The following is a 21,031-nucleotide window of genomic DNA, read 5'->3' on the forward strand; positions in this document are numbered from 1 at the left end:
CGAGGGCGACTACGTGGCCGGGCGCATCCCCAGCGGCCCGCCGATCTCCTCCGCCATGACCCGGCCCGCCTCGATCTCCAGGGTGTCGTCGCCCATGCCCTGGTCCGTGTCCAGGCCGTCGAGTTCGGCGAGGGGCTGGTTGAGGCGGACGTGGGCGAGGACCGACTGGAGGGCCCGGAGGGTCGCGGAGGCGGTGGAGCCCCAGTTGGAGAAGTAGGAGAACTGCCACCACCACAGGGCCTCGCTGGTGCGGCCCGCGCGGTAGTGGGCCATGCCGTGGCGCAGGTCGGCCATGACGTCGGCCAGGTCGTCGGAGATCCGGGCCGGTACCGGCGCCTTCCGGGGCTCGTACGGGTCGAAGACCTCGGAGTAGACGTCGATGGGGTCCAGCAGCCGGGCCAGGTTCTCGCGGAGCACGTCCTCGTCCGGCTCGGGGCCCGAGTCGGGCTCGTAGCGCTCGTCCGGCACGATGTCCTCGTGCGCGCCGAGCCGGCCGCCGGCCAGGAGGAGCTGGGAGACCTCCAGGAGGAGGAAGGGCACGGCCGATTCCGGCTCGTCGCCCTTCGCGACCTCGGTGACGGCGACCAGGAAGCTCTCGATCTGGTCCGCGATCTGGACCGCGAAGTCGTCCGGGTTCTGGTCGGTCGCGTGCAGCGTGGCGTCAGACATCTAGGAGTCGTCTCCCCTCGAAGGCGCGGCCGAGAGTGACCTCGTCCGCGTATTCCAGGTCGCCACCCACCGGGAGGCCGCTGGCCAGGCGGGTGACCTTCAGGCCCATGGGCTTGATCATGCGGGCGAGGTACGTGGCTGTCGCCTCGCCTTCGAGATTGGGGTCCGTGGCCAGGATGAGCTCCGTGACCGTGCCGTCGGCCAGCCTCGCGAGCAGTTCCCGGATCCGCAGGTCGTCCGGCCCCACCCCGTCGATCGGGCTGATCGCGCCGCCCAGGACGTGGTACCTGCCCCGGAACTCACGCGTCCGCTCGATCGCCACGACGTCCTTCGGCTCCTCGACCACGCAGATGACGGCGGGGTCGCGCCGGGTGTCGCGGCAGATGTTGCACAGTTCCTCCTGCGCGACGTTGCCGCAGGTCGCGCAGAAGCGGACCTTCGCCTTGACCTCCATGAGGGCATGGGCGAGACGCCGTACGTCGGTCGGTTCGGCCTGCAGGATGTGGAAGGCGATCCGCTGGGCGCTCTTGGGACCGACGCCGGGCAACCGCCCCAGTTCGTCGATCAGGTCCTGGACCACGCCTTCGTACAACGGACTGCCCTTCTTGGGTCATCGAGGTCGTTCGCCGCGTACGGCCTTCCCGTACGTACGGTAGTTGTCCGCCGCCCGTCCGAGGAAGGCGGCGGGCGTCTCAGAACGGCAGACCCGGGATGCCGCCGCCGCCCAGACCCTGCGCGAGCGGGCCCAGCTTCTGCTGCTGGAGCGCCTGCGCGTTCTCGTTGGCCGCCTGTACGGCCGCCACGACCAGGTCGGCGAGGGTCTCGGTGTCGTCGGGGTCCACCGCCTTGGGGTCGATCTTCAGGTTGCGCAGTTCGCCGGCGCCGGTGACGGTCGCGGTCACCAGGCCACCGCCCGCCTGCCCGTCGACCTCCGTCTGCGCCAGTTCCTCCTGCGCCTGCGCCAGGTCCTGTTGCATCTTCTGGGCCTGCTGGAGCAACTGCTGCATATTGGGCTGGCCACCACCGGGGATCACGATCAGCTCCTTGCTCGGTACGGGTTTTCCCGTTCGGCACGAGCCTACGTGGTCAGGCCTGCCGTCGCCCCGGCACTCTTTCGAGTGAGTCCCCCTCGCGCCCTATACCGGATCAAGGAATACTTCCGGGCGGAAAAGAGGCGAAAGCTACGCCTTCGACACCCACTGGGGGGTAGGAAGGGTCCGGCGCGTCAGGTGGGTCGTTTCGTCGCGCAGGGTGAGTCGGCGTGGACCGCGCGTGGTCGCTCGTGGTCAGTAGGGAGTGCCGGGTGGGTCAGCCGGAGATGCAGCCCGAGGTGCCGCCTCAGGACGGACGGGGCGAGGGGGCGTCCCGGCCGCGGCCGGGCGATCTGACCGGGCGGGCCTTTCCGCTCGGGGACTGGGGCGAGCCGGCGGTCCGGCTGGACGAGCTGTACCGGTGGGTGGAGCGCGGAGCGCTCCGGACAGCGGCCTGGTATCTCGAGGACCGGGTGTGGAAGCGGCGGTGTGCGCGGGTGCTGCGCTGCGGGGCCGCGGTGGGGGCGGTCGCCGGCGTCGCGCTGCCCCTGCTGGATCTGACCGGGGCCGCCGGCGGGGTCGCGCCCTGGGGGTGTCTGGCGCTGCTGCTGGGGGTGGCGTGTGTGGCCGCCGACCGGTACTTCGGGGTGACGTCGGGCTGGATGCGGGATGTGGCCACCGCGCAGGCCGTGCAGCGGCGGCTGCAGGCGCTGCAGTTCGACTGGGCGGCGGAGTGCGTGCGGGAGGTCCTGGGGCCCGCGGAGGGGACGGCCGGTGAGGCCGCCGAGCGGTGCCTCGGGGTGCTGCGGCGGTTCACCGAGGACGTGAGTGAGCTGGTCCGGGTGGAGACCGGGGACTGGATGGGCGAGTTCCGGGCCGGGGGCGCGCCGGTGGGGATGCAGGCGGTGGTGTTGTCCGGTGGGGCGCGGGGGGCTGAGGTGGGGGGTGTGAACGGGCGGTTCTCCGTGCCGCCGCCGGGGGGCGCCCGGCCGAACATGCCCCGGCAGCGGCCGCCGGAGCCGCGGTGAGCTGGTCGGGGTCACTGGTGCTCGGGGTCCTAGCCGAGCGCCGGTGGGTGCGCAGCTCGGCGCTACGAGGTGCCTCCCCCCGCTCGAGCGGGGGGACCCCCACCCGCCCACCCGTGCCGCCCTGGGGGCACCTCCCAGGCCCTTAAGGCACTGGGGGAGGCACGCATGCCCGCAGCTGAGCGGGCCGCAGCTAAGCGCCCTGCGCGCACAGGGTGAGGCCCTCCGGCGTCCAGCACGGCACGTGTCCGTGCGTGCGGATGACGTCCTGGCCGTTGCCGCGGGAGAGGTACGTCAGGAAACTCGACGCCAGGGAGTCGGCCGGGGGCCGGCCGTAGGTGTAGGCGTACTCGATCTCGCGGTACGGATAGGCGCTCGTGCCGTGTTCGATGGCGTCGACGGAGGCGGGGTCGCCGTCCAGGCGCAGTGAGTGCAGGCCCTTCGCGCGGGCGGCCAGGTTGAGTTCGCTGTAGCCGATGGCGCCCGGGAGGCCTGCGACCGTGGTCAGTACCTGTTCCGTGGAGTCGAGTTCGCAGCGGATCACGGCCGCCGTCGGGTCGTCCTTGTGGACGCAGTCGACGGAGGAGTTGGCGATCTCGCCCCGTCCCAGCACCCGGCGCTGGAAGACCTGTCGTGTCCCGGAGCCCGCGTCCCGGCTGACCAGGTGCACGGGCAGGTCCGGGCCGCCGAGCTGCTTCCAGTTGCGGATCTCGCCCCGGTAGAGGCGCCGTACATCCGCCGTGGACAGGTTCTTCAGGCCCACGTCGTCGTTGACCACCAGCGCGAAGACGGACACCGCCACCCGGTTCTCGCGCAGTGCGGGCAGGCCGGCCGGCTTGGGTCCGTCCGACAGGGCCACCACCGGCGGGGAGCCCCGCCCGTCCCGGGCCGCCCGGTCGCCGGCCGCGGCGAGCTCCCGGATCCCGGCCGTCGAGCCGTGGGTGTCCACCTCGATGGCCGGGTCGCCGCCGCAGTCCCGCTCGTACTTGCCGGCCACCTCGCGCAGGACGGGCGCGAAGGCGGTCGAGCCGGTGAGGGTGAGGGTGCCGCTCGCGCAGCCGATCGGGGGCGGGGTGTCGTCCTGGACGACGACGATCGCCGCCAGGGTGACCACGCTCGCCGTGAGCGCGATGGTGATCAGCCGCGCCGCCCGGCTGAACAGCGGCGGCTTGACGTCCGGCGTGGCACTGCGGTTGGGGTGCACCTCGCCGTCGCGCAGGCCGCCGACCAGCCGGATCTCGTCGCCGACGTCGCCGCCGGCGAGCAGCACGAGCAGCTTGAAGTGGTCGCCGCGGTTGAGCGGGACGCGGGGGATGCGCAGGGTGTTGCCGTCGTAGGCGAAGCCGCGGGCCGCGGTGAAGTGGTCCATGAGGTGGTCGGTGTCCGACGGCTGGGTCACCGAGACGCCCCGGACGGTACGGCCGGCGAACACCGCGGTCAGGCCGTGGAGTTCGGGGCCGGTGTAGTCGTCGCGATCGATGCCCTGCGAGCCGTCGTTCTCGATGCGCAGCAGGACCAGGGTCGCGTCTGCCATGCCGTCCGCTTCGTCGAACAGGCCGAGACGGCGGTTGGCGCGGCCCGAGCGCACGTCGTCGCCGATGGGGTTGTCCATCTGCACGCGGTAGCCGACCCGTTTGCGGCGCGGCACCCGGCGCTCGTACCAGACCATGACGCCCGAGGCGATGATGCCGAGGAGGGCCGTCGCCACGGCCACGAGGTTCTCCGCGCTCAACCACTCCACCGTGGGTGCCCCCGCCGCCGCCCGGACTCGATCGTCCGGTCACCGTACGGCTGTACGAGCGGGTATCCGCATTTCGTCGGCTTGAATTCGCCGGACGTTCAACTACCTCGTGGGAACCGGGAGTTGCCTCACTCCTTCGAGTAAGTCAGCCGCTCCCCGCTGCCCGTGTTCACGCGCTGGAGCGTGAAGTCCGTCAGGAGGGTGACCTCGGTCGCCTCGCCCGGGGTGCAGGCGGTGCGCGGCTGCCCGACGGTCACGGTGGACGGGCCGATCTTCAACGGGCCGTCGGAGCCAGGGGCGTCGGTCAGCTCGCCCTCGAACACGCAGTGATAGGTGCCGCCTGAGGCCGTGGGTCCGTCTGCCACCAGGGACAGGACCGTGTCGCCCGGCTCGCCCTGCTGGATGGTCAGTGAGCGGGTGTGCTGTCCGTCGGAGTTGTCGATGGTGGTGGTCCAGGTGCCGAGGTACCCGGCCGGGATCGCGCCGTCCGCCGGGGAGGCGGTGGTGTCCGGCCGCGAGGTCTCCGGGGAGGGGCCGGCGTCCGAGGGGGCGCCGGTGTTCTGCGTGGGGGTGGGGCGGTCATCAGCCTGGTCGCCCTCACCGCCCTGCATCAGCGCGTACACCGAGCCGCCCGCGGCCAGCGCGACGACCAGGGCGATCACGACGAGCAGCGCGGTGGAACGGCCGCTCCGTGGCGGATCCTGCGGGGGGCCGTAGGGCGGGGGTGTGCCGTACGGCGGGGGTGTGCCATACGGCGGTGGGCCGTAGGGCGGGGTAGAGCCGAGGCCGCCGTAGGCCGGGTGGTACGGCGGGGCGGCGCCGGGCTGGGGGTGTTGCTGGGGGTAGCCGTAGGCCGGATAGGGCGGCGGGGGCGGTGCGGCCGGGCCGGGGGCCTGCTGGGGCGGAGGGGGCGCGCCCTGGCCCGCGACCATGGTGGGCAGATGGTTCAGTGGACGGCCTTCGCCCGGGCTGCCCGGCGGGGGCGGGCCGGCGGTCGCGGCGGGCGCCGCGGCAGGGGCCGGAGGCAGCGCCGGGCTCGGCGACGACTCGTCGGCGGCCGGTGCGTGTTCGGGGGTCGCGTCGGGGCCCGGGTTCTGGTCTGAATCAGGGCCCTGCGGGCTGGGGGTGTCACGGCCGTTCTCCGGCTGCGGGCCGGTGGGGGCTTGTCGCGCCCACGCGGCGGAGCCGCCCATGTCACGGCCCCGCGCCCCTTCGGCCTCCGGATCCTCCGTCTCCAGCAACCGCACCGCGTGCCGCCCGAGTTGGGCCACCAGTGCGCTCGGGAGCCACGGGTCGAGGGCGCGGCCGTCGGAGACGGTGTCGTCCGCGCCCGTGCGCTCCAGGACGCGGTCGAGACTCGGGCGGGCGGCGGGGTCCTTGCGCAGGCAGTCGCGTACGAGATCGGCGATGCCCTCGGGGACGCCCGTCAGGTCCGGTTCCTCCTGGGCGATGCGGAACATCAGCGCGTGCACACCGCTGTTGGCGGTGCCGAAGGGCAGGGCGCCGGTCGCGGCGTAGGCGAGGACGGAGCCGAGGCAGAAGACGTCGCAGGCCGGGGTGATGCGTTCGCCCCTCACCTGCTCGGGCGCCATGAAACCGGGCGATCCGACGAGCGCGCCGGTGCGCGTGAGCCCGCCGTCCGTGACGGTCTCCAGGGCCCGTGCGATACCGAAGTCGATGACGCGCGGGCCGTCGATGGTGACCAGCACGTTGGACGGCTTGAGGTCGCGGTGGACGATGCCGGCGGCGTGGATGTCCTTCAGCGCGTGCGCGAGCCCGGCCGCGAGGATGCGGACCGAACGCTCGGGCAGGGCACCGTGGTCGTGCCCGACGACCTGCTGGAGACTCGGCCCGGCGACGTACCCGGTGGCGACCCACGGCACCGCCGCCTCGGTGTCCGCGTCCAGCACCGGCGCCGTCCAGTACCCGCCGACCCGCCGCGCGGCCCGCACCTCCTGCCGGAACCGCTCGCGGAACTCCTCCTGCGCGGCGAGTTCCTCGCGCACGAGTTTCACGGCGACCGTACGGCCCCGCTCGGAGCGGGCCAGATACACCTGCCCCATGCCCCCGGCACCGAGCCGCGCCAGCAGCCGGTACGCACCGATACTCCCCCAGTGCTCAACGCCTGGGGGCACCCCCAGCGGATCCCCGGACCCCAGCTTCTCCATCGCTCAGCCGCCTTCCCCCCACACGTGAGCAACAGATCGAGAATAGTGCGGGGCCGGGGCGGGGTGGCCTGGGCGTTGTCTACGGTTCCGTAACAGGCGGACCCATCTGGTCGAGCACCTTGGACAGACGTTCCAGTGCCTGCACCGCCTCCGCGAGTTCCGCCTCTCCGAACGCCTCCGCCAGCCGGTCGGCGAAGGCCGAGTGCCCGGGGTTGATCCGGGAGATCGCCGCACGCCCCTCCTCGGTCGGTGCGAGGAGCTTGGCGCGGCGGTGCGCGGGGTTGGGCCGGTACTCCGCGAGGCCGCGCTCCACCAGCAGGTCGGCGATGCGCTGCACGCTCTGCCGGGTGATGCCCATGGCGCGGGCGATGCCGGAGACGGGCAGCGGCTCGCCGAGGACCGCGCCGAGCACCTGCCACCAGGCGGCGGTGAGCCCGGCGGGCCGGGCCAGCTCCTCCGCCACGGCGAGGAACTGACCGTTGAGCCTGAACACCCCGAGGGCGCTGCGGCTGAGCGAGTCCTGACGCTCCCGGCTCACAGCGCGCCGGCCTTCTCCAGCACCGCGTAGGCCGCCGCGTCGGAGTCGTGGAACAGCCGGTACCAGGCGTCGAGCACCTCACCCTCGTAGACCCCGAGCAGCCGGAGGATCTCCCGGGCGAAGGCGACGGGCTCGGTCGGGCCCGCGGTGACCAGGGTGCCGTCGGTGACGGCGTCGGTCTCGACGTAGCGCTCGCCGCCCGCGTAGCCGGTCGCGGCCAGGTAGAAGGAGACCGCGCTGGTGTGGTCACGGTCGTCGAGCAGGCCCTCCCGGGCCAGTCCGGCGGTGGCCCCGCAGATCGCGGCGACCGGTACGCCCGCCGCCAGGAAGGCCCGGGCCTTGCGGGCGAAGGGCGCGAGGTCGTCCGTCGTGTCCCAGAGGTCGGCGCCCGGGAGGATCAGCAGCGCGCTGTCCTCGGGCCGTACGTCCTCCAGGGCCGCGTCGGGCTGGATGCGCAGTCCGCCGGTGCTGGTGACCGGGGCCGTGGACGGGCCGACCGTGACGATCGTGTGGCCGGCGCGGGCGAGCTGGGCCGTGGCGTGGCCGGTCTCCCAGTCGGCGAGGGTGTCGTAGACGGCGAGATGGACGGGCTTGGCGCTCATGGCTCCTCCTGGAGATCCGAGTATGACAACATACTGTCGATTCGACAGCATGTTGTCAATAGATCCCCCGCGCGACACGTCCGCGCGACCCCTCCGCGCGACACCTCCCCGTCGACAACCTGTCGCGGAAACCCCCAGACCTCACACACGACGCCGATTTCCCGCCCGCCCCCCGCATGCCTACGCTCGCCCGCATGACCCCTCAGCCGAACCCCGAAGCCGGTGCCGCTGTCAAGGCCGCCGACCGTGACCATGTGTTCCACTCCTGGTCCGCTCAGGAGCTCATAGACCCGCTCGCCGTCGCCGGCGCGGAGGGGTCGTACTTCTGGGACTACGACGGCCGGCGCTACCTCGACTTCTCCAGTGGGCTCGTCTACACGAACATCGGCTACCAGCACCCGAAGGTCGTCGCCGCGATCCAGGAGCAGGCGGCGCGGATGACGACGTTCGCGCCCGCGTTCGCGATCGAGGCGCGGTCGGAGGCGGCACGGCTGATCGCCGAGCGGACCCCGGGCGACCTGGACAAGATCTTCTTCACCAACGGCGGCGCCGACGCCGTGGAGCACGCGATCCGGATGGCCCGTCTGCACACGGGCCGCCCGAAGGTGCTCTCGGCGTACCGCTCGTACCACGGCGGCACGCAGCAGGCCGTGAACCTCACCGGCGACCCGCGCCGCTGGGCCTCCGACAGCGGCACGGCCGGGGTCGCGCGCTTCTGGGCGCCCTACCTCTACCGCTCCCGCTTCTACGCCGAGACCGAGGAGCAGGAGTGCGCGCGGGCACTGGAGCACCTGGAGACGACGATCGCCTTCGAGGGGCCCGCGACCATCGCGGCGATCATCCTCGAGACGATCCCGGGGACGGCCGGGATCATGGTCCCGCCGCCCGGCTACCTCGCCGGCGTGCGCGAGATCTGCGACAAGTACGGGATCGTCTTCGTCCTGGACGAGGTCATGGCCGGTTTCGGGCGGACCGGTGAGTGGTTCGCGGCGGACCTGTTCGACGTGACGCCCGACCTGCTGACCTTCGCCAAGGGCGTGAACAGCGGATACGTGCCGCTGGGCGGCGTCGCGATCTCCGGTGCCATCGCGGAGACGTTCGGGAAGCGGCCGTACCCCGGCGGTCTCACCTATTCCGGGCACCCGCTGGCCTGCGCGGCAGCCGTGGCGACGATCAACGTCATGGCGGAGGAGGGCGTCGCCGAGAACGCGGCCCGGCTGGGCGCGTCCGTCGTCGGGCCGGAGCTGGCCGCGCTCGCCGAGCGGCATCCGAGTGTCGGCGAGGTACGCGGCACCGGCATGTTCTGGGCGCTGGAGCTGGTGCGGAACCGGGAGACGCGCGAGCCGCTGGTGCCGTACAACGCGGCCGGGGAGGCGAACGCACCGATGGCCGCCTTCGCCGCCGCCGCGAAGGGCGGCGGGCTGTGGCCGTTCGTGAACATGAACCGCACGCATGTGGTGCCGCCCTGCAACATCAGCGAGGCGGAGCTGAAGGAAGGCCTCGCGGCACTGGACACGGCGCTGTCGGTGGCGGACGAATACACCGGGTAAACATCTGTAAACCCGTCAGTAACCGACAGCCTCGCGCCTCATTCGAACGCGTAAGGTGGCGTGCTCGTAGACATACATATACGTGCACGCCACCCGAACGCGACGAGGGAGACGCCCTGACCATGCCCGGCAGCACCGGCAACGGCGCCGTGACGCGCAGCACCCTGCGCCAGCAGATCGCGGACGCTCTTCGTGACGAGGTGCTGGCCGGACGGCTCCAGCCGGGGCAGGAGTTCACGGTCAAGGAGATCGCCGAGCAGTACGGGGTGTCCGCGACGCCGGTGCGCGAGGCCCTGGTCGACCTCTCCGCCCAGGGGCTCCTCGACGCCGACCAGCACCGCGGCTTCCGGGTCCACGAGTACTCGGCCGAGGACTTCCGCGGCATGATCGAGGCCCGCGACCTGGTCATCGAGGGGATGTTCCACGCTCTCACCTCCGGGCAGCGGGCCTCCCTCCAGCCCGACGATCCCCGGGTCGCCGCCGTGCTCGCCGGGGTCCGGCGGCGCGGCGAGGAGGCCCAGCGGGCCGCCGCGGCCGGCGACCTCACCGTCCTCATCGGCTACGACCTGCGCTACTGGCGCGAACTCGCCGCCCTCTTCGGCAACCCGTACCTGGGCGACTTCCTGCACCGGCTGCGCGTCCAGACCTGGGTGGGCGCGGTGCAGCATCTGCGCCGGCTCCCGGACCTGCGCGGCGAGCTGTGGGCCGGCCACACCGCGCTGGTCGACGCGCTGGCCGCCCAGGACACCGTCACCGCCCGGTCGATCATCGCCGGCTACAACTCGCACTCGCTCGCCCTGATCGAGCGCCTCGCCCGCTGATGGGCTGCGTCGCATCTGTTCGTATGGGTATGGGACATGCACGACAGGAGCCTCTGCCGTGCCGCACCGATACCCTTCCCTGACCACCGTGCTACCCGACGCCACCCGACCGCTGAGCTGAGCGAGGAGCCTTCTTTGGCCTGTGACCTGTGGCTGGTACCGCTCGTCGACGTCTTGTGCCACACGCCGGACAACCCGTTCGCCGAGGAACTCGCGCAATACAACAAGGTGCTCACCGAGGCCGGGTTGCCACCGGTGCCGGTGTACCAGTACATGCCGGGCCTGTCCGGCGAGGTCGCCCCGGTCGCGGGTTTCGACTACGACGCGCTGCACTTCCTGCGCCGCGCCTATCTGCTCCAGGTGTGCGGCCTGCCGGTGACGCCCGTGGGCGAACTCGGCGGCGACTATGAGCAGTTGCTGGAGATGTTCGAGTCGACGGCGCAGCAGTCGCACCTCGTCTGGCACTACGACCACGCGGGCGCGTACGTCCCCGTCGACTTCCCCAGCCCGCTCGCCGACGACGATCTGCTCGCGGGCGGCGGGCCGCTGGGCTCCTCGCACGCCCTGCTGCGGGAGCTGGAGACGGTCGCCCCCGCCCTGGGCATCGACCCGGCCAACCCGCCGGCGGCGCCCCAAGCACCGCTGGCCCCCACGGAGCTGGAGGAACCCGCCGTCCCCGCTCCGTACGACCCCAGCCCGTTCGCCCGTGAACGGCACGTCTGGCTCGGGCTGCACGCGGCGGTGACGCGGAGTCTGGCGCAGGGGTCGATGATCGTCTTCAGCTGAGGTCAGCGCAGCTGGGACAGCCCTTTCTGGAGGTCGTCGCTGTTCATGATCGGACAGACCTCGACCTCGGCGTTGAGGTCGTTGAGGAACGGCTCCAGCGCGGGAGGCAGCTGAGAGCTGTCCTGCATGTCGAAGACCAGGAAGCAGGTCCTGCGCCCGCCCATGGGACCGAAGTAGGCCGCCTCCGGCTTGAGCTTCTCCATGGCCTCCTGCATGATCTGCGGCATCTTGCCGCCCCGGATGGCGTCGTTCCCCTTGTCCGTGTCGAGCGTCGCCTTGAGCATCACGCGCATAGCACTCACTTCTTCGGTCTCGAGGTGATTGATGGTGACTGCTGCGATTCGCACGCCCAGGGTATGAGTCCGATTTACCTCATATGCCCTTTAGTTGCTCCATCGGGAGCAGACAGCAAAACGCCCCGGTGACCACGAGGGTCACCGGGACGCAGGGCGTATGCCGCTCGGTTCGGCTACAGGAACGAGTTGATCTCGATCGTCTCGTCCCGGCCCGGGCCCACGCCGATCGCGGAGATCGGGGCGCCGGACATCTCCTCCAGCGCCTTGACGTAGGCCTGGGCGTTCTTCGGCAGGTCGGAGAAGGACTTGGCCTTGCTGATGTCCTCGGTCCAGCCCGGCAGCATCTCGTAGACCGGCTTCGCGTGGTGGAAGTCGGTCTGGGAGTACGGGAGCTCCTCGACGCGCTTGCCGTCGATCTCGTACGCCACGCAGACCGGGATCTGCTCCCAGCCGGTGAGGACGTCGAGCTTGGTGAGGAAGAAGTCCGTCAGGCCGTTCACCCGGGTCGCGTAGCGGGCGATCACCGCGTCGAACCAGCCGCAGCGCCGGTCACGGCCGGTGGTGACACCGCGCTCGCCACCGATGCGGCGCAGCGCCTCGCCGTCCTCGTCGAAGAGCTCCGTCGGGAACGGGCCCGCGCCGACACGGGTCGTGTAGGCCTTGAGGATGCCGATGACCCGGCTGATCTTCGTCGGGCCCACGCCGGCGCCGGTGCAGGCGCCGCCCGCGGTCGGGTTCGAGGAGGTGACGAAGGGGTACGTGCCGTGGTCGATGTCGAGGAGCGTGCCCTGGCCGCCCTCGAAGAGGACCACCTTGTCCTCCTCCAGGGCCTGGTTCAGCACCAGGACCGTGTCGGCGACGTACGGGCGGAGCTTCTCGGCGTAGGCCAGCAGCTCCTCGACCACCTGGTCCACGGCGATCGCGCGCCGGTTGTAGAGCTTGGTGAGGACCTGGTTCTTGATGTCGAGGGCCGCCTCGACCTTCTGCGTGAGGATCGACTCGTCGTAGAGGTCCTGCACACGGATACCGACACGGTTGATCTTGTCGGCGTAGGTCGGGCCGATGCCGCGCCCGGTCGTGCCGATCTTGCGCTTTCCGAGGAAGCGCTCCGTCACCTTGTCGACCGTGACGTTGTACGGCGTGATGATGTGCGCGTTACCGCTGAGGAGGAGCTTGGAGGTGTCGACACCACGCTCGTTCAGACCGCTCAGCTCGGAGAGCAGGACCGACGGGTCGACGACGACACCGTTACCGATGACCGGCGTACAGCCGGGAGACAGGATTCCGGAAGGGAGGAGGTGCAGTGCATACTTCTGGTCACCCACGACCACCGTGTGGCCGGCGTTGTTGCCGCCCTGGTAGCGCACTACATAGTCCACAGATCCACCGAGCAGGTCGGTGGCCTTTCCCTTGCCTTCGTCACCCCACTGAGCACCGAGCAGCACAAGTGCGGGCACGCGCGTACACCCCTTCCGGGCGGGGCATGTCCATGGTCGAGGGCGAACGCGGCGGTGTACCACCGTGTGCACCGCGACCACCGTTGGCCGCCAACCGTCGGACCGGATGCCCCGGAATAGACGAAGCCCCTGGCGCAATAGCGCAAGGGGCTCTTGCACAAAGATGCTACCCGAGGAAGCGAGGCATGGCCGAGGTGGCGACTTCCGCGACGTCCGAGCAGCTGTTGGTGGTCATCGACCACGTCGCCCGTCGGTCGGACGGCGAGTCCGTCCGGATCGCGAAAGACGTGCTCAGCGCGGGTGCCGCCATGAAGGTGTGCCTGCCGGAGGGGCCGGACGAGTTCGCCCGGGCGCTGGCCCGGCGGGGCTCTCGGCGCCCGGTGGTGGTGGGCGACGACCGGGCTCTGATCCGCGCGGTGTCGCTGCTGCACCGGCATCGGGAGCTGGCGGGGTGCGCGCTGTCGGTGGTGCCGGTCGGTGGCGTCATGTCCCTCGCGCGTTCACTGGGGGTGCCCACGGGGACGGTGGCCGCGGCGCGGGCGGTGCTCGACGGGGTCGAGCGGCGGATGGACCTGATGGTCGACGACAGCGACGGGGTGGTGCTCGGCGCGTTGCGCATACCGCCCCTCTCGCCCTTCCCGGCGGCCGAGGGGCCTCAGGACGAGGAGCCGGAGGAAGCGACGGGCCGCCCGTGGCTGCGGACCTGCCAGTCCCTGGTACGGACCCTGGTGCCGGCCGGCCGGCCGTCCCGGCTCGCCGCCGCGCCGGAGCCCGGGCCGTCCCGGCTGCGGGTCGAGGTGGACGGGGAGACCCTCGTCGACCTGAACCAGCCGGTCGAGGCGGTGTCGGTGGCACCGGGCCCCGCGGGGATCGCGTCGGTGGAGGTCAGGCCGGTGTCGGTGGGCGCCGAGGCCTCTCCCCTGCTCGCGCAGGGCCGGACGGTGACCGTCTCGGGGGCACACTTCCGCTACCGGGCGGACACGGCGGTGTCGGGACCGGTACGGACCCGGACGTGGAGGGTGCGGGAGGGGGCTTGGGGGCTGACGGTGCCGGGGCCGGGGTGAGTCAGGCTTCGGTGTCGGCCTCGGAGGGGGCTTGGAAGCCGGCGGTGTCGAGGGTGCAGCCGAAGGGGTCGGGGATGTCGAGCTTCTCGCCGAAGGGCTTGGAGAGGCGGAGCTCGTAGCCCTTCGCCGACGGGGACCCGTAGACGATGGCCTGCTGCTCCTGCATATCAAGGATCAGGTAGACGGGGACGCCCGCCTTGGCGTAGACGTCGACCTTGTCGGTCAGATCGTCGGACCGGGTGGAGGTGGAGGTCAGCTCGGCGACGAAGGACAGGGCTTCGCCGTCCAGACGGTTGCTCTCCGTCTCGAAGACCCGCTCGTGCGCCGCATGGATGTCCGGCCCGTAGGCGCACTCGTCCCCCGGAAAGACGTACAGGAAAGGGGCCCGCTCAATCACATGTCCATCAGGGAGGTGCGGTTCCAATTGCGCGCTCACCCGGCGCATGACGCGGTTGTAGTACCCCTTCGACCACGGCGACACGACGATGCTCCCCCTGACGATCTCGGCCTTGTAGCCGTCGGGCACGTTCAGCTCGTCGAGGAGGTCGAGAAGCTCCTCGAAGTCACTGCGGGGCCTGGTGCCGTTTATCACCGGTCGCTCTGCCATGAGTGTCATGATGCGCCCTCCCCTTGGATGCGGACCATCCGCCACCCAGTGTAACCATCCGATCACTCCGGCCCGAACGTCTTCTCCCTGTGCACCCGCCAGCGCTCCATCATCTGCACGATCTCGACCTCGACGAACTCGAAGAACGCGAGTGTCTCGGCCATGCGGCGGCCGGCCGGGGTGTCGGCGCCGAGGCTGGTGACGCCCTCGCGCAGGGCCCCTTCCCAGCGCTTGAGGACGGTCTCGCGGTTGGTCAGGGCCTCGTACCACTGGTCGCCGTGCACCCGGTAGCGCTCCCGGCGCGAACCGGGCTCCCGTTCGCGCGAGACCATGTGCGTCTGGGCCAGGTAGCGCACCGCCCCGGACACCGCCGCAGGGCTGATCCGCAGCTGTTCTCCCAGTTCGGCGGAGGTCCTCGCACCCTCGTCCGAGGAGAGCAGCGCGGCGAAGACCCGGGCCGGCATCCGTGGCATCCCGGCCTCGACGAGCTGCGCCGCGAAGGACTCCACGAACCTCGACACGGCCTCCGCGTCCCGGCCGCTCTCGGCTGATTCCGTCATGCGGCTCACCCTATCCGCGATTCATACGCTTCCTTAACTTCACAAGTTTCTGAAGCAAGCGTACTTTCTGACTCATGACGAAGGCCATCACCGTCTCCGGACTGCACAAGTCCTTCGGACGGACCCACGCACTCGACGGGCTCGACCTGGAGGTCGCCTCCGGCGAGGTCCACGGCTTCCTCGGCCCCAACGGCGCCGGAAAGTCCACCACCATCCGTGTCCTGCTCGGCCTGCTGCGCGCCGACTCGGGCGCCGCGCAGGTGCTCGGCCGCGACCCGTGGACGGACGCCGTCGAGGCGCACCGCCGGATCGCCTACGTCCCGGGGGACGTGACGCTGTGGCGCAACCTCTCCGGCGGCGAGGTCATCGACCTCTACGGCCGGCTGCGCGGAGGGCTTGATCCCCGGCGCCGGGCGGAACTGATCGAGCGCTTCGAACTCGACCCCACCAAGAAGGGCCGTACGTACTCCAAGGGCAACCGGCAGAAGGTCGCCCTGGTCGCCGCGTTCGCCTCGGACGTCGACCTGCTGATCCTGGACGAGCCGACCTCGGGCCTGGATCCGCTGATGGAGGAGGTCTTCCAGCGGTGCGTCGCCGAGGAGCGCGACCGGGGCCGCACGATCCTGCTCTCCTCCCACATCCTCAGCGAGGTGGAGGAGCTGTGCGACCGGGTGAGCATCATCCGCAAGGGCCGTACGGTCGAGAGCGGGTCGCTGGCCGACCTGCGCCATCTGACCCGCACCAGCGTCGTCGCCGAACTCGCGGGCCCGCCCAACGGACTGGCGGACCTGCCCGGCGTCCACGACCTCGATGTGCAGGGGCGCCGCGTCCGGCTCCAGGTCGACACCGACCGGCTGGACGGCGTACTGCGGTCGCTGAGCGAGTCGGGTGTGCGGTCGCTGACGTCGACGCCGCCGACGCTGGAGGAGCTGTTCCTGCGGCACTACCAGGACGAGGCGGCGGCCTGATGACGACCACGGCCTTCGCCGTACGGCCCACGAGCTCCCGCCAGCTGGCCGGGACGGGAACACTGTTGCGGTTCGCTCTGCGCCGCGACCGGCTGATGATCCCGGTGTGGATCGCGGTCAACGCCCTGATGGTCCTCTCCATGCCGAACACGCTGGAGGGCCTGTACGGCACCCCGGCCGAACGCGCCGACCTGATCCGGCAGATGGCCACCAACCCCTCGCTGCGCGCGATGATCGGCCCGGTCTTCGACGACTCGCTCGGTGCCCTGACGGCCTGGCGGGTCGGCGTCTACGCGGGCGCCCTGGCCGCCGTGATGAGCCTGCTGGTCGTCGTACGGCACACCCGGGACGAGGAGGAGAGCGGCCGTCAGGAGCTGGTGGCGTCCGGGATGGTGGGCCGCCGGGCCTCCCTGACGTCGGCCCTGCTGGCTGCGGCGGTCGCGAACGCGGTCCTGGCGCTGCTGGTGACGGCCGGACTGGCCGGGCAGGGTGTGGCCGGGGCGCTGGCGCTGGGGCTCGGGATCGCCGGAGCCGGGATGGTCTTCGCGACGATGGCGGCGATCGTGGCCCAGCTGACGGAGAGCGCGCGGCTGGCCCGTGGGCTGACGGCGGCGGTGCTGGGCGCCGCGTTCGTGCTGCGCGCGGCGGGCGACTCGGCGACGGACGACGGCTCGTCGGTGCTGACGTGGGTGTCACCGCTGGGATGGCTGGAGAACCTGCGGCCGTACGCGGACGAACGCTGGTGGGTGCTCGGGCTGCTCGTCGCAGCGGTCGTCCTCCAGGGCGTGGTGGCCTACGGGCTGGCCGGCCGCCGGGACATCGGCATGAGCTTCCTGCCCACCCGGCCCGGTCCGGCGACCGGCCGCCTGGGCAGCGCGGGCGCCCTGGCCTGGCGGTTGCAGCGGGGCGGTGTGCTGGGCTGGAGCATCGGCTTCCTCCTCGCCGGGGTCGTCTACGGCGGCATGACCGAGGGCGCGGCCGACCTGGTCGGCGACAACGCCGGTGCGCGGCGGATCTTCGAGCGGATGGGCGGCCAGTCCGGGCTGACGGACGCGTTCCTGGCGGCGATGGTCGGCATGCTCGGCCTGGTCGCGGCCCTGTACATCGTGGCGTCGGTGCTGCGCCTGCACGGCGAGGAGACGTCGGGCCGGGCGGAGCCGGTGCTGGCGAACGCGGTCGGGCGCCTGCGGTGGGCCGCCGGGCATCTGGTGATCGCCTTCGGCGGTTCGGCACTCCTCATGCTGCTGGCCGGCCTCGGCTTCGCCGTCGGCTACGGCAGGGAGATCGGCCCGATCCTGGGGGCGTGCCTGGTGCAGCTCCCAGCGATCTGGGTGATCGGCGGCCTCGCGGTCCTGCTGATCGGCGTTCTGCCCGGGGCGGCGGCCGCGGCCTGGGGCGTCGCCGGAGCGGTGCTGCTGATCGGCTGGGTCGGGCCCGCGCTGGACGTGCCCCAGGTGGTGCTGGACCTGTCCCCCTTCGGCCATCTGCCGAAGTTGCCGGGCGGGGAGATGGAGTGGGGGCCGGTGCTGGTCCTGCTGGGGCTGGCCGTGGTGCTGGTGGCCGCCGGCCTGGCGGGGTTGCGGCGCCGGGACATGACGACCTGAGCTGCGGTGGGAACTGCGCGGCGGCCCGCGTACGTCCATGCCGGGCATGGGACAACGTACGCAGGCCGCGGCGGGATGTCTGACCGCGGCCGTCGGCGCGGGCGCGGGACTCGCGGTGTGGGCCTTCGGCGTCCGGGAGCGGCTCTGGCGGTTCGAGGCCGCCCCGGACTGGAGCGTGCTCTACGCCGAACTGCCGCTGGCGATCCTCGGCGGGATCGCCGCCGCCCTGACGGCGTGGGCCCTGCTGCGGCGTCTCAGACCGCGACGCTGAGCCCCTCCAGCCCCCGGATCACGAAGTTCGGCTTCCGCCGCGGCTCCTCGGCGAGGCGGAGTGCCGGGGCCTTCTCCAGGAGGGCCGTCATGGAGGCCGCCAGCTCGATCCGTGCCAACGGCGCGCCGATGCAGTAGTGGATGCCCGCGCTGAAGGAGATGTGGGGGTTGTCCGTGCGGGTCAGGTCCAGGCGGTCGGGGGCGGTGAAGACCGCCGGGTCGTGGTTGGCGGAGCCGAAGAGCAGGGCGATCTCCGCGCCGCGCGGGATCGTCGTGCCGGCGATCTCGATCTCGTCCAGGACCCAGCGTTCGAAGAGCTGGAGCGGGGTGTCGTAGCGCATCAGTTCTTCGACGGCGGAGGGGACGAGGGTGTGGTCCGCGCGCAGGGCCGCCAGTTGGGCCTCGTTGCGGAACAGGGCGTACCAGCCGTTGACCGTGGAGTTCACCGTGGCCTCGTGGCCGGCGTTCAGGAGGAGGACCGCCGTCGAGATCATCTCCTGCTCGGTGAGGCGGTCGCCCTCGTCGTGTGCCTCGATGAGGCCCGAGATGAGATCGTCGCCCGGCTCCTTGCGGCGGGCCGCGATCAGCTCGCGCAGGTAGTCGGAGAACTCGGCCGACGCCCTGACCGCCTTGGCCGCCGTCTCCTCGGACGGGTTCAGCTCGTACATCCCGCAGATGTCCGCCGACCAGGGGCGCAGCGGGGTCCGGTCGGACTCCGGGATGCCGAGCATCTCGGCGATGACGGCGACCGGGAGGGGTTCTGCCACGTCCTTGAGCAGATCCCCACCGCCGGCGGCCACCAGCGCCGACGCCAGGTCGTCCGCCAGGCCCCGCACATACGGCTTCAGCCGCTCCACCGTGCGCGGTGTGAACGCCTTCGAGACCAGGCGCCGGATCCGGGTGTGGTCGGGCGGCTCCAGGTCGAGCATCCCGTGGTCGTTGAGCGTGTGGAACGGCTCGTGCTCCTGCGGGGGCGCGGTGCGGCCGAACTCCTCGTGCGTGAAGCGGTGCTGGTACGTCCGGCCGAGGCGCCGGTCGCGCAGCAGGGCCGAGACGTCCGCGTGGTGCGGGACGAGCCACTGGTTCGTGGGCTCGTAGTAGTGCACGCGGCTCTTGGCCCGCAGCTCGGCGTAGGCGGGGTACGGGTCGGCGAGGAACGCCGGGTCCCACGGGTCGAACGCGAGGTCGAAAGCAGCTGCCATGGACGGACGCTAGCCCGGATCCCCGTCTCCGACCAGGGGTGTTCCGACACGAACGGCCCTCGCCCCCGGCTAGCCGGGCGTCACCAGCCGCGCCTCGTAGGCGAACACCGCCGCCTGGGTGCGGTCCCTGAGCCCCAGCTTCACCAGGATCCGGCTGACATGCGTCTTGATCGTCGACTCGGCGACCACCAGCCGCTCGGCGATCTCCGCGTTCGACAGGCCTTGTGCGATGAGGACCAGCACCTCCGTCTCCCGGTCGGTGAGGTCCCCGTACGCGGCCTGCGCGGAGGGCATCAGGCGCGGGGTCTCGGAGAGCTTGGAGAACTCGGTGATCAGTCGCCTGGTCACCGAGGGAGCCAGGAGGGCCTCCCCGGTGGCCACGATCCGCACCCCGTCGGCGAGCTGGCGGGCCGAGGCGTCCTTGAGGAGGAAGCCGGAGGCTCCCGCGCGCAGCGCCTGGTACACGTACTCGTCGAGGTCGAAGGTGGTGAGCACCAGCACCTTCGCCTCGCCGTCGGCGGCGACGATCTCGCGGGTCGCCTCGATGCCGTTCAGCTCGGGCATGCGGATGTCCATCAGCACGACGTCCGGGGCGAGTTCGCGGACCTTCGCGACGGCCTCCCGGCCGTTCACCGCCTCGCCGACGACCTCGATGTCCGGCATCGCGTTCAGCAGGACCGAGAAGCCCTCGCGCACCATCATCTGGTCGTCCGCGATCAGTACGCGAATGGTCATGCGTCACCCTCGTCCGGCAGCGCGACCGGAAGGTACACCGCCACCTCGTAGCCTCCGTCGTCCGTCCGGCCCGCCGTCATCCCGCCGTTCAGCATCGACACCCGCTCCCGCATGCCGGTGATGCCGTGCCCGGCGCCGGGCGAGGGTTTGATCAGGCTCGGGTTCGGCGGCGGGCCGTTGACTATACGCAGGCCCAGCCCGCCGAGGACATAGCTGACCTCGACACGTGCGGTCGCGCCCGGCGCGTGCCGCAGGGAGTTGCTCAGCGCCTCCTGCACGATGCGGTACGCCGACAGCTCCACGCCCTGCGGCAGTTCGCGCACCGCCCCGGTCACCGCCTTGTCCACGCTCAGCCCGGCGTCCCGCACATTGGCCAGCAGCCCGTCCAGCTCGGCGAGCGTGGGCTGCGGGGCGTCCGGGGCCTCGTAGTCCTCGGCGCGGACGACGCCCAGGACGCGGCGCAGTTCGGTCAGGGCCGCCACCGCGTTCTCCCGGATCGTGGCGAAGGCCTTCTCCAGCTCCGGCGGCGGGTTCTCCACCCGGTAGGGCGCGGCCTCCGCCTGGATGGCGACCACCGACATGTGGTGGGCGACGACGTCGTGCAGCTCGCGGGCGATCGTCGTGCGCTCCTCCAGCAGGGTGCGGCGGGACCGCTCGTGCGCGGTGACCGTCTGCTGGGCGGTGACCTCCTGCACGGCGTCCCGGCGGATGTGCCGGACGGTGACGCAGAGCAGGATCAGGGCCGAGATGACCAGCATGGGGCCGGAGTTGGTGCCGTACGTGTTGGACGGGCCGATGCCGGCATCCGCGACCAGGGCGTACAGCGCCGTCAGCACCCACATCCAGCCGGCCGTGCGTGGCCGGGTGCGCACGGCCACGACCGTCAGCACGATCAGATGGCAGGCGAAGCTGCCGGGCGTCCAGGGCCATTCGCCCCATTGGCTGCCGAACACGGCGACGATCGGGGTCGAGACCATGGATGCCCAGAACGCGCCGACCGGCCGCACCATGGTCAGCAGCACGGGAATCGCGCAGAACAGACCGAGCAGCAGGGCCGGACCGTCGAAGTCAGCCGTGGCGATGGCCAAGGTGAACAGGGCCCCGGCGGTGATCACCGCGTGCGGGAGCCACGCCGCGTACTCCCGCAGCCGGCCCGGCAGCCGCCGGACGAGCCGCCCGTCCGTGCGCCGGGCCGGCAGCGGCCGGTAGGCGAAGGCGTCGTGGATCAGGTCCTGCCGCAGCCCGCGCAGGGAGTCCACCGCCACCCGGTACTCGGGGCTGTACTGCTTGGCCCCGTCCCCCGGCGGCGTGGTCTGGGTGTGAGTCGTCTCGGTCAC

At 71.6% G+C, this 21,031-nt stretch carries 22 protein-coding genes; 8 read left to right on the forward strand and 14 right to left on the reverse strand.

The genetic code is table 11. The annotated features are described in order from the left end of the window. Nucleotides 1-9: 9 nt before the first annotated feature. The 3 genes from OG542_RS18605 to OG542_RS18615 all read right to left on the reverse strand — a co-directional run bounded on the left by OG542_RS18605 (nt 10) and on the right by OG542_RS18615 (nt 1,703). Complete coding sequence (locus OG542_RS18605) at nt 10-669, reverse strand: DUF5063 domain-containing protein (RefSeq protein WP_328412282.1); 660 nt, start codon at nt 667-669, stop codon at nt 10-12. Next, nucleotides 662-1,261 carry a recombination mediator RecR gene (recR, locus tag OG542_RS18610; RefSeq protein ID WP_062928229.1) on the reverse strand — a complete coding sequence of 200 codons (600 nt, stop codon included), beginning with the start codon at nt 1,259-1,261 and terminating at the stop codon, nt 662-664. The genes OG542_RS18605 and recR overlap by 8 nt, the downstream gene beginning before the upstream one ends. A 100-nt stretch (nt 1,262-1,361) precedes the next feature. Next, nucleotides 1,362-1,703 (reverse strand): YbaB/EbfC family nucleoid-associated protein, encoded by a 342-nt coding sequence (locus OG542_RS18615; RefSeq protein ID WP_184594451.1) that lies wholly within the window; start codon nt 1,701-1,703, stop codon nt 1,362-1,364. A gap of 269 nt (nt 1,704-1,972) precedes the next feature. On the opposite strand from OG542_RS18615, the gene OG542_RS18620 reads away from it, so the two are divergent. Further along, nucleotides 1,973-2,728: an SLATT domain-containing protein gene (locus OG542_RS18620; protein WP_328412285.1), complete on the forward strand. Its 756-nt coding sequence runs from the start codon at nt 1,973-1,975 to the stop codon at nt 2,726-2,728. Between the two features lie 190 nt (nt 2,729-2,918). Here OG542_RS18620 and OG542_RS18625 read toward each other — a convergent pair whose 3' ends face one another. The 4 genes from OG542_RS18625 to OG542_RS18640 all read right to left on the reverse strand — a co-directional run bounded on the left by OG542_RS18625 (nt 2,919) and on the right by OG542_RS18640 (nt 7,774). Then, complete coding sequence (locus OG542_RS18625) at nt 2,919-4,466, reverse strand: substrate-binding domain-containing protein (protein ID WP_328412287.1); 1,548 nt, start codon at nt 4,464-4,466, stop codon at nt 2,919-2,921. A gap of 128 nt (nt 4,467-4,594) precedes the next feature. Continuing rightward, the gene (locus OG542_RS18630) at nt 4,595-6,634 is read right to left on the reverse strand and encodes a serine/threonine-protein kinase (RefSeq protein ID WP_328412290.1); all 2,040 of its coding nucleotides are present in this window, start codon (nt 6,632-6,634) and stop codon (nt 4,595-4,597) included. A 79-nt stretch (nt 6,635-6,713) separates the two neighbouring features. Continuing rightward, nucleotides 6,714-7,172, reverse strand: coding sequence for a MarR family winged helix-turn-helix transcriptional regulator (locus OG542_RS18635; RefSeq protein WP_328412292.1), 459 nt, complete (start codon nt 7,170-7,172; stop codon nt 6,714-6,716). Further along, nucleotides 7,169-7,774 (reverse strand): DJ-1/PfpI family protein, encoded by a 606-nt coding sequence (locus OG542_RS18640; RefSeq protein WP_328412294.1) that lies wholly within the window; start codon nt 7,772-7,774, stop codon nt 7,169-7,171. The genes OG542_RS18635 and OG542_RS18640 overlap by 4 nt, the downstream gene beginning before the upstream one ends. Nucleotides 7,775-7,968: 194 nt before the next feature. On the opposite strand from OG542_RS18640, the gene OG542_RS18645 reads away from it, so the two are divergent. The 3 genes from OG542_RS18645 to OG542_RS18655 all read left to right on the forward strand — a co-directional run bounded on the left by OG542_RS18645 (nt 7,969) and on the right by OG542_RS18655 (nt 10,931). Then, a complete protein-coding gene (locus tag OG542_RS18645; RefSeq protein ID WP_328412296.1) occupies nt 7,969-9,324 on the forward strand; it encodes an aspartate aminotransferase family protein in 1,356 nt (451 codons plus the stop codon). A gap of 122 nt (nt 9,325-9,446) precedes the next feature. Beyond that, nucleotides 9,447-10,145, forward strand: coding sequence for a GntR family transcriptional regulator (locus tag OG542_RS18650; protein WP_311126929.1), 699 nt, complete (start codon nt 9,447-9,449; stop codon nt 10,143-10,145). Nucleotides 10,146-10,280: 135 nt separating this feature from the next. Beyond that, nucleotides 10,281-10,931, forward strand: coding sequence for a hypothetical protein (locus OG542_RS18655; protein WP_184594436.1), 651 nt, complete (start codon nt 10,281-10,283; stop codon nt 10,929-10,931). Between the two features lie 2 nt (nt 10,932-10,933). Here the strand turns inward: OG542_RS18655 and OG542_RS18660 are convergent, their stop codons facing one another. Both OG542_RS18660 and OG542_RS18665 read right to left on the reverse strand, forming a co-directional pair. After that, on the reverse strand, nt 10,934-11,224 hold the full coding sequence (locus OG542_RS18660) for a DUF3303 family protein (protein WP_328417981.1): 291 nt from the start codon (nt 11,222-11,224) through the stop codon (nt 10,934-10,936). A 176-nt stretch (nt 11,225-11,400) separates the two neighbouring features. Beyond that, nucleotides 11,401-12,684, reverse strand: coding sequence for an adenylosuccinate synthase (locus OG542_RS18665; protein ID WP_328412298.1), 1,284 nt, complete (start codon nt 12,682-12,684; stop codon nt 11,401-11,403). 185 nt (nt 12,685-12,869) lie between these two features. Between OG542_RS18665 and OG542_RS18670 the strand changes: the two genes are divergently transcribed. Next, complete coding sequence (locus OG542_RS18670; RefSeq protein WP_328412300.1) at nt 12,870-13,748, forward strand: diacylglycerol kinase family protein; 879 nt, start codon at nt 12,870-12,872, stop codon at nt 13,746-13,748. A gap of 1 nt (nt 13,749) precedes the next feature. Here OG542_RS18670 and OG542_RS18675 read toward each other — a convergent pair whose 3' ends face one another. After that, the gene (locus OG542_RS18675) at nt 13,750-14,364 is read right to left on the reverse strand and encodes a Uma2 family endonuclease (protein ID WP_328412302.1); all 615 of its coding nucleotides are present in this window, start codon (nt 14,362-14,364) and stop codon (nt 13,750-13,752) included. Nucleotides 14,365-14,417: 53 nt separating this feature from the next. After that, the gene (locus OG542_RS18680) at nt 14,418-14,915 is read right to left on the reverse strand and encodes a GbsR/MarR family transcriptional regulator (RefSeq protein ID WP_328412304.1); all 498 of its coding nucleotides are present in this window, start codon (nt 14,913-14,915) and stop codon (nt 14,418-14,420) included. A gap of 74 nt (nt 14,916-14,989) precedes the next feature. On the opposite strand from OG542_RS18680, the gene OG542_RS18685 reads away from it, so the two are divergent. From OG542_RS18685 to OG542_RS18695, 3 genes are read left to right on the forward strand one after another with little or no spacing between them, the layout of a single operon-like run. Then, nucleotides 14,990-15,883 carry an ABC transporter ATP-binding protein gene (locus OG542_RS18685; protein ID WP_328412305.1) on the forward strand — a complete coding sequence of 298 codons (894 nt, stop codon included), beginning with the start codon at nt 14,990-14,992 and terminating at the stop codon, nt 15,881-15,883. Next, on the forward strand, nt 15,883-17,487 hold the full coding sequence (locus tag OG542_RS18690) for an ABC transporter permease (RefSeq protein WP_328412306.1): 1,605 nt from the start codon (nt 15,883-15,885) through the stop codon (nt 17,485-17,487). The genes OG542_RS18685 and OG542_RS18690 overlap by 1 nt, the downstream gene beginning before the upstream one ends. A gap of 46 nt (nt 17,488-17,533) precedes the next feature. After that, nucleotides 17,534-17,758: a hypothetical protein gene (locus OG542_RS18695; RefSeq protein ID WP_328412308.1), complete on the forward strand. Its 225-nt coding sequence runs from the start codon at nt 17,534-17,536 to the stop codon at nt 17,756-17,758. On the opposite strand, the gene OG542_RS18700 is transcribed toward OG542_RS18695, so the two are convergent. The 3 genes from OG542_RS18700 to OG542_RS18710 all read right to left on the reverse strand — a co-directional run bounded on the left by OG542_RS18700 (nt 17,742) and on the right by OG542_RS18710 (nt 21,031). Next, nucleotides 17,742-18,959: a cytochrome P450 gene (locus tag OG542_RS18700; protein WP_328412310.1), complete on the reverse strand. Its 1,218-nt coding sequence runs from the start codon at nt 18,957-18,959 to the stop codon at nt 17,742-17,744. The genes OG542_RS18695 and OG542_RS18700 overlap by 17 nt on opposite strands. A gap of 69 nt (nt 18,960-19,028) precedes the next feature. Next, a complete protein-coding gene (locus OG542_RS18705) occupies nt 19,029-19,694 on the reverse strand; it encodes a response regulator (protein WP_184594416.1) in 666 nt (221 codons plus the stop codon). Further along, nucleotides 19,691-21,031, reverse strand: a complete 1,341-nt coding sequence (locus tag OG542_RS18710; protein ID WP_328412312.1) for a sensor histidine kinase — start codon at nt 21,029-21,031, stop codon at nt 19,691-19,693. Before OG542_RS18710 ends, OG542_RS18705 begins: the two co-directional genes overlap by 4 nt.

This window comes from Streptomyces violaceus (assembly GCF_036014075.1).
In the GTDB taxonomy this organism is placed as follows: Bacteria; Actinomycetota; Actinomycetes; order Streptomycetales; family Streptomycetaceae; genus Streptomyces; species Streptomyces violaceus.